The sequence below is a fragment of the Limnobacter sp. G6BE5S genome (assembly GCF_058448965.1).
On record NZ_JBZFLM010000007.1, the window covers coordinates 11,640 to 26,384 of the forward strand.

Sequence of the window (14,745 nt, forward strand, 5' to 3'; positions counted from 1 at the left end):
CCGGCGCCAGAGTCTCTCCACCACCGCGCATCTCGTCGCTGGCTCAAAAGCCCAATCGGCGGCGGTGTTTCGATCGCCTCGCCTTCAAGAAAACCTGCCCGTTTGAATTCACCCGCCACGGTCGGCCAAAGGCCGACACCGAGACTCGGCCCGCCCTTTTGCCGAGCGAGGTGAGTCAGGGTGAATTTCAAAAAGGGAAATACAGGTTTTCAGGCGAGAGATTGAAACTCAAGCCGATCGGGCAGTTAACGAGCGGTCGAGAAAGTGGAACCCAATCCACAATAAGGCGGTAAATCGCCTTCAATTCCTCCGTTGAGAAAAGCTAAAGTTTTCCATAATTGAACCGTTAACAACTTGATGGGCGGAATTGTGGCCACCACCGCATTCTCACTGGACTTTATAAAGGCAAGCTTGACTGGCGACAAGGTTAAAACCCTGGGCGCGCCAATCTTCATCATCATGATCCTGGTCATGATGATTTTGCCCGTACCGCCTTTCGCCCTTGATCTGTTTTTTACTTTCAACATTGCGCTCAGCCTCATGGTGCTGGTCGCAGCGCTTTACACCACCCGTCCCCTTGATTTTGCAGCCTTCCCCACCATTCTGTTGGTGACCACATTGCTGCGCCTGAGTCTGAACGTGGCATCAACGCGCGTGGTGCTCATGCACGGCCATGAAGGCCCCGATGCTGCCGGCAAGGTGATTGAGGCTTTCGGCCACTTTCTGGTTGGCGGCAACCTGGCTGTGGGTATTGTCGTGTTTGTAATCCTGATGTTGATCAACTTCGTGGTAATCACCAAGGGTGCTGGTCGTATTGCTGAAGTGTCTGCCCGTTTTACCCTGGATGCCATGCCCGGCAAACAAATGGCGATTGATGCCGACTTGAATGCTGGTTTGATTGCAGAAGACGAGGCCCGCAAGCGCCGCGCTGAAGTCAGCCAAGAGGCAGAGTTTTTTGGTTCCATGGACGGTGCCAGCAAATTCGTTCGTGGCGACGCCATGGCCGGTATCATGATTTTGATCATCAACATCATTGGTGGTTTTGCGGTGGGTGTTGCACAACACGACATGACTTTTGCTGATGCTGGCACCAACTACGTGTTGCTGGCCATTGGTGATGGTCTGGTTGCTCAGGTTCCCGCACTCGTTATTTCAATTGCAGCCGGTTTGGTGGTTGCCCGCGTAGGGCAGGGCCAGGACATTGGCACCCAATTGGCCAGTCAACTGCTCAAGTCTCCACAGGCCGTGGGTATCACCGCTGGCATTATGGCTCTGTTGGGTATTATTCCCGGCATGCCCAGTTTTGCATTCTTGCTGCTGGCGGCCGGGTTTGGATACCTGTCGTATCATCTCGCGCAAAAAGGCGTGGTTCAAAAAGTGGTTGCAACCACCGACGACCAAGCCAAAATCAAGGCTGCTACAACGGAAGCCCAGGAAGCCACTTGGGACGACCTGGTGCCCATCGACACCATTGCACTTGAAGTGGGTTATCGCTTGATCGCCCTGGTGGACAACAAACAAGACGGCGATTTGCTCAAGCGAATCAAAGCCATTCGCAAAAAGTTTGCGCAGGAAATCGGTTTTCTGCCACCGGCCGTGCATTTGCGCGACAACCTTGAACTGCGTCCCTCGGTGTATCGTATTTTGTTGAAAGGCGTGTGCATGGGCGAGGGCGAAGTGTTCCCGAACCAACACCTGGCCATCAACCCAGGCCGTGTCACCATGCAGTTGCCCGGTCCACAAACCACCGACCCCGCATTTGGTTTGCCTGCCGTGTGGATTTCCGACGATCAGAAAGAAAAGGCCAACGCTGCCGGTTACACCGTGGTGGATGCCTCCACAGTGGTGGCCACGCACTTGTCGCATATTTTGCAAACATCGGCTGCCCAACTGTTGGGCCGCACTGAAACCCAACAGTTGCTGGACCATTGCGCAAAAACGTCTTCGAAAGTGGTGGAAGACCTCACACCGAAATTGCTGGATGTTGCAGTGATTCAGAAAGTGCTTCAAAACCTGCTGGACGAAAGCGTACACATTCGCGACTTGCGCACTATTTTTGAAACCCTGCTTGAAAACGGCGTTCGCACCAAAAACCCGCTGGAACTCACCGCAGCTGTGCGCGTTTCGCTGGGTCGCGCAATTGTTCAAGCCCTTGCGGGCACCACCGACGATTTGAACGTATTGGTGATGGAACCCAAGCTGGAACAGATGATTACACATGCCCATTCAGCCGCCGGGCAAGACCAAGTGGGCATTGACCCCAACCTGGCTGAAAACCTGGCTCGCCAAACCGCCGACGCAGCCGGGCGCCAAGAGCAGTTGGGCCAAAGCCCTGTGTTGCTGGTGCCTGATGCCCTGCGCTTGTCCATGGCCCGATTGTTAAAGCGTGCAGCCCCCAATCTGCGGGTGTTGTCGCACAGTGAAATTCCTGAAAACCGTACTATCCGCGTTGCGCAAGTCGTAGGAGCGAAAGCATGAAGCTGAAAAAATTCACAGCCCCCACCACAAGAGAGGCCTTGCAAAAGCTGCGCGCTGAACTGGGTGAAGACGCCATCATTCTGTCCACCAAGCAAACAGCTGCGGGAACGGAAGTGCTGGCAGCTTCTTCGGAAGACCTCGACACCGTGACCGAGAAGCCTGCGGCGTCCTCAGCACCTGTGTCCTGGACCAAGACTGAGCGCACTCAATTTGCCGCGCAAGAAGCCACGCGTCAGCCCACACCTGCAGAGAAAATTGCGCAGCAAGTGGCAGCGCAGCGCGATGTGTTGATTAACCGTGCGCCTGCTGTTACCCATCAAATTCCAGGTGCCATGCCTGCACCGGACATGATTTCCGATGTGGCCAAACGCCGCTCGCAAGCCGCCAGCGATGCCATGGTCAACGAGCAAAATGCAGTGCTGGAAGAAATCAAGCAAATGCGCCAGTTGCTGAAAGATCAAATGACCATGATCACCTGGCGCGATGCCCTGGAGAAGAACCCCCAGCGTGGCGAATTGTGGAACCAGTTAACCCAATCGGGATTCTCTCCCCTGTTTGCACGCACCGTGGTTGAAAAACTGCCTGCAGACCTGACTGATAGCCAGGTGCAAGACTGGGTGATGAATGTCATCAAGAAAAACCTGAACGTGGTGCCTGCCGACAAAGACATTGTTGAAACTGGCGGTACTTTCGCCTTGGTTGGCCCCACCGGCGTGGGCAAAACCACCACCACAGCCAAGCTGGCTGCACGTTGCGTGGTGAAGTACGGCGCCGATTCGCTGGGCTTGATTACCACCGACAGCTACCGGATTGGTGCCCAGGATCAACTGCGCATTTACGGCAAAATTCTGGGTGTTCAGGTTTACACCGCACAAACCCATTCAGACCTTGCCCAGCTGCGCAACACCATGCAACGCAAGCGCCTTATTTTGATCGACACCGTGGGCATGGGTCAGCGTGACTCACGCGTGGCAGAACAAACAAAAATTCTGACCGACAGCCATGTAAAACGCGTTTTGCTACTCAATGCCACCAGCCAACCAGAGACCCTGGATGACGTTGTTCGTCATTACAAGAGCACTGGTCTGAATGGCGCAATTTTGTCCAAACTCGACGAAGCCATCAAAATCGGTGGTGTGCTGGATGTGGTCATGCGTCACAAACTGGCCTTGCATTACATTGCCACCGGCCAGCGCGTACCTGAAGACTTGTTCCCCGCTGATCCTCGCGTGTTGGTGCACCGCGCCATGCGTGCGCGCAGCAGCCAGGCGTTTCAAGCCTCGAGCGAAGAATTGAAATGGAAAATGGCCCAAGTCTCTACGACTGGAATTTAAAGTTTCATGGTCAACTAGAACACATGGATCAAGCTAAAACACTTCGACACCTGTTGGGCCGCAAAGCCGCCACCATTCATCCGATTCTCGGCGACATGGCCAGTGATTATGCGGCCTGCCTGGCCCGATTCGTATTGGAGCAGCAGGCAAGGCAAGAACGTGCCGCGGTGTTGTTTGATGGCTCGGTTGCGGGGCTGCCCCAGTTGCTGCCACCCCATGGTCGGCCCGATCTGATCGAATTTTTCAATGGCAAGCTGAATCTGGAAGACCAGGTCATCGAGCTTGCGCAATCCCAATACCTGGTGGTGGCCCGAATTGGCCTGGAAGCCCTGACCAAAAAACCGGCCCAAGCTGTGGCTTTGCTGGGCAAGCTTCACCGCATGCCCGTGAGCTGCGATCGCTTTTATGCCACTTTGCCCTACGAGGCCGTTGAACTGGCCAAGGCGTTTTCCCCGCAAGACGACTGGTATTGGGTCGTACAACCCACTGCAAGATCGGTTACGCGTGCTTTTCAGGCCATTCGTTCTTCCAAAGGGGTAGACGAAAATATTCACCATCGTGTTATTGTTGCGGGTGTAAGAAGCACAGATGAAGCCGATCACGTGTTTGCAAATTTGCTGGAAAGCACTTCGAGCTTTCTGGTCAATCCGCTGCAGTACGCGGGGCATTTGCCAGCTTTGCCCTCGGGCAAGGCCTTGAACCAGGTCGGTCGGGAGATGATTGCGGCAGGTCGCCGAATTGCAAGAGCCATTTGCTCTTTCGACGAACACGCACTGGCGTAATAACAAGACAGGAAGCACAGACTCCATGTACACAGCCCAGGGCACTTTAGACAAATCAAAGCAGGTGGACCAGTACATTCCGTTGGTTCGCAGGTTGGCCCATCACCTCATCGCCAAATTGCCGGCGTCTGTGCAAATCGACGACCTGATTCAGGCCGGTCTGATTGGCCTGATGGACGCCATTACGCGTTTTGAGGAAGGTCAGGGCGCTCAGTTTGAAACCTATGCCAGCCAGCGAATTCGTGGCTCCATGCTCGATGAATTGCGCGCGGCCGACTGGATGCCCCGTGGCGTGCGCCAGGCGCAACGAAAAATTGAAACTGCAACCCTGAAAGCCGAGCAAAAGCTTGGGCGTTCGGCCAATGAGAAAGAGATCGCCGAGGTCATGGGCGTTAGCCTGGATGAATACCAGGACATGCTGTTTGACTCGCGTGGCGCTTCTCTGGTGTTCTACGACGACTACGCAGATGATGGCGACGGCGAAGGTTACCTTGACCGACAAATTGGTGGTGATGAAGAAGCCAACCCGCTTGAAATGCTGGGTGATCAACGTTTTCGTGAAAATCTGATTCAAGCCATTGAAGACCTGCCGGAACGTGAAAAAATGCTCATGGGACTGTATTATGAGCAAGAGTTAAACTTCCGTGAAATCGCCGCTGTGCTCGGAGTCACTGAATCCCGTGTGTGCCAATTGCACACACAGGCGGTCAGTCGCCTCAAAGCCAAGCTTCGCGAACACTAAGCACACATGGCAGATCCCAAAGCCCAGGGAAAACCGAGAACATTCGAGCAGTCTCGCACCAGGGTCAACCGCTCCCTGATTTTAGTCATCCTCACTGGCGTTGGTCCTTTGACCCTGGCTGCTTTTTACATGGCGGCCACCACCTCTGATCCCGGCAACTGGAAGTTAACCATTCTGCTCACCCTGGCACTGGGTGTACTGGGTGCCTGGTTCATGGGCAACAAGCTCATGTCCGGCTTGCTGGAAATTATCCAGTCTTCCGTTCAATCTGAAAGCCAGTTGCGTCGCCTCATGGAATTGTCAGGTGACTGGTATTGGCATCAAAACTCCGCCCACACCATTGTGCGAATCATTTATCGGGGCAGGGATCAAAACAGCAACTCCCGCAGTGGCTTCAAGCTGCCATTCGACGGCCTGGCCCGTTGGGATGTCGAAGGTTTGAAGTGCATCGATCCACGCTACAACTGGGACACATTCAAAGAACTGCTTGACAGCCACCAACCCTTTGATCGGGTGTGTTTTGAATACTGGCCCCAAGATGCAGAGCGTATTATTTTCGAATCCACCGGTCGTCCCTTGTACAACGCCAAAGGCGATTTTATGGGCTACATGGGGGTGTCTTCCGATCGAACGCAGAAACGCCTGAATGAACAATTGCTCTCCTTGCAGCGTTCCCTGTTGCAAGGTGTGTTGCTTTCTGCGCCCATTCCTGAACTGGCGGCTTCATACGCACGGGGCCTGAAAAACTGCCTCACCGTGCACGCCGAAGTGGTGCTGGGCTTTCGGGACAAATCGGAGCACAACTACTGGCGAGTTCGTGGTACACACCCAGACCTGCGTATGCCGCTGGAAAAGGGGCAAGCATTTTGGGACAATGCGGAACAGTTGTGCGAGCCCCTGGAAGGTCACGATCAACACGGCTTGGTGTGGATCGCCAAAATGAAACCCGAGCATTATTTCGAGGACAATTGGGTCAGTGAACTGGGAGTTACTTCGGTGTGGTTTGCCTTGCGCAAAGCAGTCGAGCCCAATCAGCCAGAGTACTGGATCATGGTGGCCCAGAAAGGTGTCGAGAACACCGGCCATGATGATGTGTTGCGTGTGCTCACCGCCATTCGACTGTTGGGTCTGTGTGTTGAGCGCCGTGTCTTTGAAGATGATTTGCAGGGCCTGAACGGTACGCTTGAGCAACGAATCAACGACCGAACCGCTGAACTTACCCGCAGCAATTCCGAGCTGGAGGCGTTCACTTACACCGTGTCGCATGACCTGCGCGCGCCATTGCGTGCCATTGACGGTTTCTCCAGCATCTTGAAAGAAGACTTCGCAGAAGGCTTGCCCGAAGATGCCCGTGGATTGCTTGATCGAATCAGCAACAATGCGCGCCAAATGGGTGGTTTGATCGATGGCCTGCTCGACTTTTCTCGCTTGTTGCGAACCGATGTTGCGCGTGTGCGGGTTGATCAACATCAACTGCTCGATCAAATTCTGGATCAACTCGACGCCAAACGTAAAAATGTGGTCGAAGTGTGCGAACTGCCAGTGGTCTACGCCGACCCGGTGTTGCTAAAACAGGTGTGGATGAACTTGATCGACAACGCCTTGAAGTTCAGCAGCAAGGCAGAACAGCCCAAAGTGACCGTTGAATGCGAGAAACTGGGGCGTTTTTACAGCTTCAGTGTCCGGGACAATGGTGCGGGCTTCGACATGAAATACGCAGACAAGCTGTTCAATGTGTTTGAGCGTTTGCACCACAGAAAAGATTTTGATGGCACCGGAGTGGGCCTGGCCATTGTGAAACGAATTATTGAACGTCATGGTGGTGAAATCAGCGCCAGGGGTGAGTTGGGGCAGGGTGCCTGCTTTACATTCACACTGCCTGAACAAGCCGACCTGAACGACTAGAAGGATTTTTGCCATGGCTGATGTAGTACTGGTTGATGACAATTCCAATGACGCCGATCTCGCCCTGCGGGTGGTGCGTAAAACATCATCAAGCTCCACCACGGTGCTGCTCGAAGATGGCGAGAGAGCCATCGAATATTTCAAGCAGTTGATGGAGGATCATCCCAAAGACAGCGCTGCCTTGAATTTGCCAAAACTGGTGTTGCTGGATTTGAAGCTGCCCAAGCTGGACGGTTTGGAAGTATTGAAATTCCTGCGCTCTCACGATGTCTTTAAAACCATGCCAATCGTGGTGCTTTCTTCCTCGCGAGAAATCAGCGATGTGAAGCGGTCTTATGAATTGGGAGTGAACAGCTTTGCAGTCAAACCAGTGCAATTTGATCAGTACCTGACCCGAATTTCTGCACTGGTGTCTTATTGGCTAACGATTAACGAATTACCGCGCGGGGCATAGCGCCACCCGTTAAGGCTGACTGGCTCATACCGCCCTTGGGGCCATATGTGTCGCTGGCTGTTGGCATTTGTTCGGCCACAGCGGCGGCTGTCAAAATTGAAATTCTTTCCTGCAAGCCTGCCAACTGTTCTGTAACCAGCTCACCGTTTGTGTTGTTCAAACGTTGTGCATGGCTCAGCGTAGTGCGAAGGGTGGAGTAAGTGCCCAATAGGCGGGGTTCGTGTGCTGCAAGCACATCGGTCCACAAGGCAATGCCATCCATATTGGGTTGAAAGCCTTCCGCCTTGGCCATTTGTACATTGGCTAAATAACGTTTTTCCAGCTCCAGCATCATGGCTTCTTTGCGAAGGGCCAGGCTGTTCAGTTCACTGGTTTGCAGTTTTACCAGGCACGCCTGCTCTTCAAGCAAGATATCAACCAGCGCCATGGCCATGTCACATTCATAGGCCAGGTTTCGGTACAAGTTTTTTGCTGCGTCAGCGTGCGACATAATGTTCTATCCTCAGTTTGAGCTCCGAGGCACCTGGACAAAAATTACTTTTGACCAAGCAACTCGCGAGCACTTTCAATCACCTTGGCTGCAACAGCCTCGGCGTTGACCTTAAATTCACCATTGCTGATGGCCTCTTTGATCTCGGCCACTTTTTCAGCATTGAACGGAGCACCAGCGGCACTTAGTTCACTGGATTGCCCGGACAGCTTTGCTACCGCGCCTTCCGAACTGGCTTTTTCAGTGGAACCAACCGATGCTGACTTGCTGCCACCTTGTGGCTTGGTCAGTTTGTCAATCGGGTTGCTTCCCGGGTTTATTCTATTAATACTCATGATGTCCTCCGCGTTGGGCAGAGCCTAAGTGGGTTTCGTATGTTTTCTTAACGGCTCGATTCCACCTAACTTTAACGAATTCTCGAAAGAATTCCTACTTTTTGAGGATCACCCTTACAAACTAACCTCGACCAAAAGCGCATCACGCGCCACACCGTGAAGTATTTTGCCCTGCGCGGTTTTGATTTTTACCACCTCGCCCAGCTCGGCTTCGCCCATGGCCACGGCAGTACCGCCTATGGCAAAGCCCGGGCCTTTCATCATCACTTTGACCGTGTCGCCGTTTTTCACCAAGGCCTGACCACGCAAATGGTCGTACTTGAGCAAGGTGCCGGGCCACAATTGTCGCGCAGCAGTTTTGTTGTTTAAATGTGCAAGGTCACTGACCCAGCCATGGCTAAGCTGACTTAAATCCATGGTTCTGAACTCAACATCATTTATGCCAAGTACTTGACCAGACTGCACTGTGCCTTTAACCACCAGCACGGGTGCCCACACTTTCACATCCACACCCAAAAAAAACGGTGCTGTGTCTGAACCTACACATTGCACGCGCACATAGGTGCGTCCCCACATTTTGTTGCCTGCCGAATTGGCAAACAGTGCAGCAGGGCATTGCAGGCTGCCAATGCGTTCATCGGCTTTCACAAACTTCACATCGACACTTGCGCCGGGTGGCAGCAATGCGGGGTCCACCAATTCACTTAAGCGGGTCTCTGTCACCCAGCGCGAGCTGTCCGCCTGCGCCAAGCCGGTCTGCAGTAGCGCAAGGGCCAGCAGTGCTTGAAATGTGGTTTTAAAAAAAGTGTGAAATTTCATTCAAGTTCTGGGCGTTGCTGCCGTAAAAGTCACTGTAAGAAATAATTTCTGCCTCGATGACAACATCCTAGGCGGGAGCTTGCTGCACCCTAAGCAGAAAAAGAGCACCCTTTCCCCCCTTTATCTTCACTTTGATTTGACAGCATCAATTCAATAATCCATTCATCCGTCCGTGTATGAAGGATTCAACGATGTTGGACAAACTTACTGATGCAATGCAGTTCTCTGCCGAGGCCCTGAAACTCAGAGCGCGTCGGCAAGAGGTATTGACGTCTAACATTTCCAACGTAGACACCCCCAATTACAAAGCAGTCGATTTCGACTTTAAAAGCGCGCTGAAGGCAGCCACTGGCGACAAGGGTTCCATGGGTGCACCAGCGAATCCAGGTTTGGGCAATGGCGCTGGCGCATTGGCTGTGACCCACCAGGGCCACATTACTGGCAAAGGCAACGCGGGCATGACCACTTCCGAGATGTTGCAGTTTCGCCGTGGCAACAATGCCGCCATTGACGGCAACTCGGTCGACATTGACCGCGAGCGTGCTGCATTTGCAGAAAACACCGTGAAGTACGAAGCCGCCCTGCGCACCATCAATGGAAGAATTTCTTCCTTGAAGCAGGCCATGGGCTCGGGCAACCAATAAGGCTTAAGGAAACAACATGTCGCTATTTAATTCTTTCAAGTTAGCCGGTGGTGCCATGCAGGCACAGACCACGCGCCTGAACACGGTGGCCAGTAATCTGGCCAACGTAGACACAGCGGCTTCCAGTCCGGAAACGGCCTATCAGGCCCGCAAGGTTGTATTTGAAGCCGTGCTTCAAAAGGCAGCGCCGGGCAAGGCAGCCCTGGCCGACAACGTACAGGTCAAAGACATCGTTGAGGACAAAACCGAAGCGAAGAAGATGTTTGATCCCAAACACCCGATGGCAGATCAGGATGGCTACGTGTACATGCCGAATGTGAATGCAGTGGAAGAAATGGTGGACATGCTGGCTGCTTCCCGCAGCTACCAGACCAATGCTGAAGTCATGAACACCGCCAAACAGTTGATGTTGAAAACCTTGAACATGGGCAACCAGTAAGGAGCAATGAAAAATGACGATTGATGTAACTTCCGCACTGGGTAACAACAGCGGCGCCACAGCAGCCAAAAAGAGAGTCGATGAGAACAGCCCTGAAGCGATTCAGGAACGTTTCATGTCCTTGTTGGTGGCCCAGTTGAAAAACCAGGACCCACTGGCCCCGATGGACAACGCGCAGGTCACCAGCCAAATGGCGCAATTGAACACGGTCACCGGCATCAACAAACTGAACACCACCATGGAAGGTGTGTCCGCTTCGCTGAATGCAAATCAAACCATCCAGGCCACCAGCATGCTGGGCCGCGCGGTGCTCACCGAGGGCAGCGACCTGACCTTGGTCGATGGCAACGCCGTGGGCTCCATGGAGTTGAATCAAAGCGTCGACATTCTGCGTGTGAATGTGCTGGATGCAGGTGCCAATGTGGTTCGCACCATTGACCTGGGCCCACAGTCCAAAGGCACGCACCAGTTTGAGTGGGACGGCAAAAGCAACGATGGAAGCACCCTGCCAGTCGGAAATTACAAGTTCGAGATTGAAGCAAAAGCAGCAGGCAAAGACGCCAGCGTGACACCTCTGACCCTGTCTGTGGTTCAGGGCGTGCGCAATGCCGGCGCGGAAGGCACCAAACTTTTAACCAGCAATGGCGGCGAAGTCAGCTTCGCAGACATCAAGCAGGTTTTCTAATTTAAAGATTTTTCAAGGAGTCAAGCATGGCTTTTTCAGCAGGTGGTAGTTTCCAGCAGGGTTTGAGTGGTCTGAACGCAGCACAGCGCGGTTTGGAAGTCATTGCAAACAACGTATCCAACGCCAGCGTGGTGGGTTTTAAAGGATCCGAGGCAGAGTTCTCTGATGTATTCGCCCGTGCGTTCAACGGCGCGCGTTCCACCAATGGCATTGGTCTGGGTACCAGCCTTGCTGCGGTTACGCAAAACTTCAAACAGGGCAACATTAACGTCACCGGCAATCCTTTGGATCTGGCCATCAGCGGTACTGGTTTTTTCAAGGTACAGGCTGGCAATGGCGACAACATTTACACTCGCAACGGCCAATTCACGCTGAACAATGCGGGCCTGATTGTGAACTCCCGCGGCGACAAGTTGCAGGGTTTCCCGGTTGATGCCGCCACTGGCCGTCCATCCGATGTGGCTCAGGACATTCTGGTTCCACGCGGCAGCATTCCTCCCGCTGCAACACGTTCAGGTCGTCTTGAATTAAACCTGGATGCACGTGCTCCAGCCATCGATCCTGCTTTGGTGTTTGACCCTGCAAACCTGAATACCTTCAACAACTCAACATCGATGACGGTGTATGACGAGTTGGGCGGTGCACACATCATGGCCGTGTACATGCGCAAGGAAGCGTCGAACGATTGGTCAGTATTTGCCACAGTCGATGGCACTCAAGTGGACGTAGGTACCGCCCCCGTGGCAGTAACTGCTGCGCCAGCGCAATCCACTTCAGCCAACCTGCAATATGGCGTCGATGGTTTGCTGACTACACCCAACACCGGCAACCTGACTGTGGACATGTCGCGTTTCGTGACCGCGAGCGGCGTGCCGTTTTCTTCCACTGGCACTGCACCCAACCAGTTCACTTTCAATATGAGCAACACCACGCAGTACGGCAGCTCATTTGTGGTGCAAAACCTGGGTCAAGACGGTTTTGAGTCTTCTCCATTTGCGGGCTTTGATGTGGGCGCCAACGGCATGCTGACCATCAGCTATGCAAACGGCCAGTTGGTAAACCATGCGCAGATCGGTTTGTATCGGTTCCCGAATCCGGAAGGTTTGCAGCCAGTGGGTTCAAACGGCTGGTTGGCCACCAACTCGTCTGGTCCCGAACTGGTGTCGCTGAGTGAAGACACTGCCTTCGGCATTATTCAGTCGGGCGCTTTGGAAGAGTCGAACATTGATTTGACAGCTGAACTGGTTGCGATGATTTCCGCACAGCGGGTTTATCAGGCCAACTCACAGACCATCAAAACACAAGACTCGATTTTCCAGACCATTACCAACCTTCGTTAATGTGAACTGAAGCGGGATTGCACACATGGACAAACTGATTTTCCTGGCCGCCCAAGCAGCCAAAGGCACAATGTCTCGCCAAGAGAACATTGCCAACAACCTGGCCAACGTGAACACGCCCGGGTTTCGGCAACAACTCATGGCGTTTCAAAGTGCGCCGGTCACCGGCGAGGGCAGTGGTTCCCGAAGCTTTGCGGTGGAAACCAGCATTGGCTTCGATACCACGCCAGGACAAATCCAGTCCACGGGTCGGGAAATGGATGTGGCCATTCAAGGCGAGGGCTGGTTTGCAGTCAACGACGCCAAAGGCAACGAGGCCTACACCCGCAACGGTTCCTTTCAACTGGATGGCCAAGGCAACCTGGTGACCCAGGAAGGTTATTCAGTGATCGGCAGCAATGGCCCGATCAATGTGCCGCCAGATCATCGCTTGTCGTTTGAAGGCGATGGTTCGGTGTCTGCGATTCCGCTGGGCGGCGACACCAATGTGGTTCAACTGGGCCGCCTGAAACTGGTGAATATCCCCGAAGGTGAAATCAACCGGGGCGACGACGGCCTGTTCCGCGCCGCCAACGGTGACCCCGCGGAAGCCGATTTGAATGTGCGTGTTGCAGGCGGCTTCATTGAAAGCAGCAACGTGAATGCAGTGGACATGATGGTGCAAATGATCACCGCAGCCCGCCAGTATGAAACCCAAATGAAAATGATCAGCACGGCCAAAGAAAACGGCCAGGCCGCCAACAGCCTGTTTGGCATGAACTAAGGAGAAACCCACCATGATGCGTTCTTTGTGGATTGCAAAAACAGGTCTGGATGCCCAGCAAACCCAGCTTGATGTTATTTCCAACAACCTGGCCAACACAGCCACCAACGGCTTTAAACGCTCGCGCGCTGTGTTCGAAGATTTGTTGTATCAAACACTGCGCCAGCCCGGTGCACAAACCACCGAGCAAACTCAAGTGCCTTCTGGCCTGCAAATTGGTACTGGTGTAAAGCCGGTTTCAACGGTGCGTAATTTTGCGCAGGGTAACTTGCAGCAAACCGGCAACACGCTTGATGTCGCCATCAATGGCCAAGGTTTCTTTCAAGTGCAAATGCCCGATGGCACCACCAGCTACACCCGCGACGGCAGCATTCAGATTGACGCCAACGGCACCCTGGTCACATCCAACGGCTATCCTGTTCTTGGGCCAGTCACCATTCCCCAAGGCGTGCAGGAAATTTCCATTTCTCAGGATGGTGTGGTGTCTGCCGTGGTGCAGGGCCAGGTACAACCTCAAGAACTAGGTCAAATTCAGTTGGCCAGTTTTGTGAACCCGGCCGGTTTGTTCAGCATGGGCCAAAACCTGTATTCAGAAACAGCCGCTTCTGGCGCGCCCACACAAGCTGTGGCGGGTACCAACGGCGTGGGTTTCATCTCCCAGGGTTTCGTGGAAACATCGAACGTGAATGTGGTGGAAGAACTGGTGGGTTTGATTCAGGCTCAGCGCGCTTACGAAATCAATTCCAAGGCAATCTCCACATCTGACCAGATGTTACAGCGCTTATCTCAGCTTTGATTTTTAAAACCTCAGTCACACTGAACGTGTTCTGATGGAGTGTATGGCATGAAAAGTTTGGTTCTAATCGGTTTAACGGCAGTGTTCTCGATAACTTTAGGGGCTTGTTCAACTTTCGCACCGAAAGTTGACATGCCCGAGAAAACAACCGTGCCGCAACTGGTGCAGCAGCCGGACCAACTGGCCATGGCTGCCCCCACGGGTAGCCTGTACAGCCCGGCCACCTATCGCCCCTTGTTTGAAGACCAGCGCGCCCGGTTTTTGGGTGACACACTGACCATTCAAATTATTGAACAGATCAACGCCGCGCAAACCAACTCCATGAGCGCTTCCCGCAGCGACTCTGCCAGCATTGATATTCCCTTGATTCAAGGCTTCTTTGGTAGCCGTGACTTGCGTGCAATCAACGGCAGTGCCAGCAGCGACAAAGACTTTTCTGGCGAAGGCTCCAGCCGCGCCGCCAATACACTGACTGGTTCCATCACAGTGACCGTGGCCAGCGTGCTGCCCAACGGCAACTTGCAAGTGGTAGGCGAAAAACAGATTGGTACCAATCGTGAAGTGGAATACCTGAAATTCAGCGGCGTTGTGAATCCCATTACCATTTTGCCCGGCAATGTGGTGCCCAGCACCAAGGTCGCCGACGCACGCATTGAATACCGCGGGAAAGGTGCCTTGGACTCTGCCACAGCCATGGGCTGGTTGAGCCGCTTTTTCCTGACCGTGTTGCCTTTCTGAA

Annotated in this window: 16 protein-coding genes; 13 read left to right on the forward strand and 3 right to left on the reverse strand. The window is 53.6% G+C overall.

Features of this window, described 5'->3' with window-relative positions; genetic code table 11:
• Positions 1-357 precede the first annotated feature (357 nt).
• Genes flhA through ACVL1J_RS13070 form a run of 6 tightly spaced genes read left to right on the forward strand, consistent with a single transcriptional unit; the run spans position 358 to position 7,695 of the window.
• Positions 358-2,478 (forward strand): flagellar biosynthesis protein FlhA, encoded by a 2,121-nt coding sequence (flhA, locus tag ACVL1J_RS13045; RefSeq protein ID WP_491665367.1) that lies wholly within the window; start codon positions 358-360, stop codon positions 2,476-2,478.
• The gene (gene flhF, locus ACVL1J_RS13050) at positions 2,475-3,812 is read left to right on the forward strand and encodes a flagellar biosynthesis GTPase FlhF (protein WP_159571704.1); all 1,338 of its coding nucleotides are present in this window, start codon (positions 2,475-2,477) and stop codon (positions 3,810-3,812) included. Before flhA ends, flhF begins: the two co-directional genes overlap by 4 nt.
• A gap of 23 nt (positions 3,813-3,835) precedes the next feature.
• Positions 3,836-4,594 carry a hypothetical protein gene (locus tag ACVL1J_RS13055; protein WP_491665368.1) on the forward strand — a complete coding sequence of 253 codons (759 nt, stop codon included), beginning with the start codon at positions 3,836-3,838 and terminating at the stop codon, positions 4,592-4,594.
• A 25-nt stretch (positions 4,595-4,619) separates the two neighbouring features.
• Entirely contained in the window at positions 4,620-5,336 is a 717-nt protein-coding gene (locus ACVL1J_RS13060; RefSeq protein WP_159571698.1) for an RNA polymerase sigma factor FliA, read from the forward strand.
• 6 nt (positions 5,337-5,342) lie between these two features.
• Positions 5,343-7,241 carry a sensor histidine kinase gene (locus tag ACVL1J_RS13065; protein ID WP_491665369.1) on the forward strand — a complete coding sequence of 633 codons (1,899 nt, stop codon included), beginning with the start codon at positions 5,343-5,345 and terminating at the stop codon, positions 7,239-7,241.
• Positions 7,242-7,254: 13 nt separating this feature from the next.
• Positions 7,255-7,695 (forward strand): response regulator, encoded by a 441-nt coding sequence (locus tag ACVL1J_RS13070; protein ID WP_008251752.1) that lies wholly within the window; start codon positions 7,255-7,257, stop codon positions 7,693-7,695.
• Here the strand turns inward: ACVL1J_RS13070 and flgN are convergent.
• The 3 genes from flgN to flgA form a co-directional block, all read right to left on the reverse strand.
• Positions 7,670-8,185, reverse strand: a complete 516-nt coding sequence (gene flgN, locus ACVL1J_RS13075) for a flagellar export chaperone FlgN (protein ID WP_491665370.1) — start codon at positions 8,183-8,185, stop codon at positions 7,670-7,672. The genes ACVL1J_RS13070 and flgN overlap by 26 nt on opposite strands.
• A 44-nt stretch (positions 8,186-8,229) precedes the next feature.
• Positions 8,230-8,520, reverse strand: coding sequence for a flagellar biosynthesis anti-sigma factor FlgM (gene flgM / locus ACVL1J_RS13080; RefSeq protein ID WP_159571689.1), 291 nt, complete (start codon positions 8,518-8,520; stop codon positions 8,230-8,232).
• A 114-nt stretch (positions 8,521-8,634) separates the two neighbouring features.
• Positions 8,635-9,339, reverse strand: coding sequence for a flagellar basal body P-ring formation chaperone FlgA (gene flgA, locus ACVL1J_RS13085; protein WP_341237701.1), 705 nt, complete (start codon positions 9,337-9,339; stop codon positions 8,635-8,637).
• A gap of 191 nt (positions 9,340-9,530) precedes the next feature.
• Here flgA and flgB point away from each other — a divergent pair, with 191 nt between their 5' ends.
• The 7 genes from flgB (at position 9,531) to ACVL1J_RS13120 (ending at position 14,744) form a co-directional block, all read left to right on the forward strand.
• Positions 9,531-9,983, forward strand: a complete 453-nt coding sequence (gene flgB, locus ACVL1J_RS13090) for a flagellar basal body rod protein FlgB (protein WP_159571683.1) — start codon at positions 9,531-9,533, stop codon at positions 9,981-9,983.
• A 16-nt stretch (positions 9,984-9,999) separates the two neighbouring features.
• Positions 10,000-10,422, forward strand: a complete 423-nt coding sequence (gene flgC / locus ACVL1J_RS13095) for a flagellar basal body rod protein FlgC (protein WP_159571680.1) — start codon at positions 10,000-10,002, stop codon at positions 10,420-10,422.
• 13 nt (positions 10,423-10,435) lie between these two features.
• Positions 10,436-11,107 (forward strand): flagellar hook assembly protein FlgD, encoded by a 672-nt coding sequence (locus tag ACVL1J_RS13100; protein ID WP_341237700.1) that lies wholly within the window; start codon positions 10,436-10,438, stop codon positions 11,105-11,107.
• Between the two features lie 26 nt (positions 11,108-11,133).
• Positions 11,134-12,447: a flagellar hook protein FlgE gene (gene flgE / locus ACVL1J_RS13105; RefSeq protein WP_341237699.1), complete on the forward strand. Its 1,314-nt coding sequence runs from the start codon at positions 11,134-11,136 to the stop codon at positions 12,445-12,447.
• Positions 12,448-12,472: 25 nt separating this feature from the next.
• Positions 12,473-13,210: a flagellar basal-body rod protein FlgF gene (gene flgF, locus ACVL1J_RS13110; protein WP_138519302.1), complete on the forward strand. Its 738-nt coding sequence runs from the start codon at positions 12,473-12,475 to the stop codon at positions 13,208-13,210.
• A gap of 13 nt (positions 13,211-13,223) precedes the next feature.
• Positions 13,224-14,006 carry a flagellar basal-body rod protein FlgG gene (gene flgG, locus ACVL1J_RS13115; RefSeq protein ID WP_138519303.1) on the forward strand — a complete coding sequence of 261 codons (783 nt, stop codon included), beginning with the start codon at positions 13,224-13,226 and terminating at the stop codon, positions 14,004-14,006.
• Positions 14,007-14,138: 132 nt separating this feature from the next.
• Entirely contained in the window at positions 14,139-14,744 is a 606-nt protein-coding gene (locus ACVL1J_RS13120) for a flagellar basal body L-ring protein FlgH (RefSeq protein WP_159571890.1), read from the forward strand.
• Position 14,745: the final 1 nt, after the last annotated feature.

Excerpts from the sequence above, each read along its gene's own strand:
- flhA (WP_491665367.1), top strand. The coding sequence starts at position 358 with ATGGGCGGAATTGTGGCCACCACCGCATTCTCACTGGACTTTATAAAG.
- flhF (WP_159571704.1), top strand. The coding sequence starts at position 2,475 with ATGAAGCTGAAAAAATTCACAGCCCCCACCACAAGAGAGGCCTTGCAA.
- ACVL1J_RS13055 (WP_491665368.1), top strand. The coding sequence starts at position 3,836 with ATGGATCAAGCTAAAACACTTCGACACCTGTTGGGCCGCAAAGCCGCC.
- ACVL1J_RS13060 (WP_159571698.1), top strand. The coding sequence starts at position 4,620 with ATGTACACAGCCCAGGGCACTTTAGACAAATCAAAGCAGGTGGACCAG.
- ACVL1J_RS13065 (WP_491665369.1), top strand. The coding sequence starts at position 5,343 with ATGGCAGATCCCAAAGCCCAGGGAAAACCGAGAACATTCGAGCAGTCT.
- ACVL1J_RS13070 (WP_008251752.1), top strand. The coding sequence starts at position 7,255 with ATGGCTGATGTAGTACTGGTTGATGACAATTCCAATGACGCCGATCTC.
- flgN (WP_491665370.1), bottom strand. The coding sequence starts at position 8,185 with ATGTCGCACGCTGACGCAGCAAAAAACTTGTACCGAAACCTGGCCTAT.
- flgM (WP_159571689.1), bottom strand. The coding sequence starts at position 8,520 with ATGAGTATTAATAGAATAAACCCGGGAAGCAACCCGATTGACAAACTG.
- flgA (WP_341237701.1), bottom strand. The coding sequence starts at position 9,339 with ATGAAATTTCACACTTTTTTTAAAACCACATTTCAAGCACTGCTGGCC.
- flgB (WP_159571683.1), top strand. The coding sequence starts at position 9,531 with ATGTTGGACAAACTTACTGATGCAATGCAGTTCTCTGCCGAGGCCCTG.
- flgC (WP_159571680.1), top strand. The coding sequence starts at position 10,000 with ATGTCGCTATTTAATTCTTTCAAGTTAGCCGGTGGTGCCATGCAGGCA.
- ACVL1J_RS13100 (WP_341237700.1), top strand. The coding sequence starts at position 10,436 with ATGACGATTGATGTAACTTCCGCACTGGGTAACAACAGCGGCGCCACA.
- flgE (WP_341237699.1), top strand. The coding sequence starts at position 11,134 with ATGGCTTTTTCAGCAGGTGGTAGTTTCCAGCAGGGTTTGAGTGGTCTG.
- flgF (WP_138519302.1), top strand. The coding sequence starts at position 12,473 with ATGGACAAACTGATTTTCCTGGCCGCCCAAGCAGCCAAAGGCACAATG.
- flgG (WP_138519303.1), top strand. The coding sequence starts at position 13,224 with ATGATGCGTTCTTTGTGGATTGCAAAAACAGGTCTGGATGCCCAGCAA.
- ACVL1J_RS13120 (WP_159571890.1), top strand. The coding sequence starts at position 14,139 with ATGCCCGAGAAAACAACCGTGCCGCAACTGGTGCAGCAGCCGGACCAA.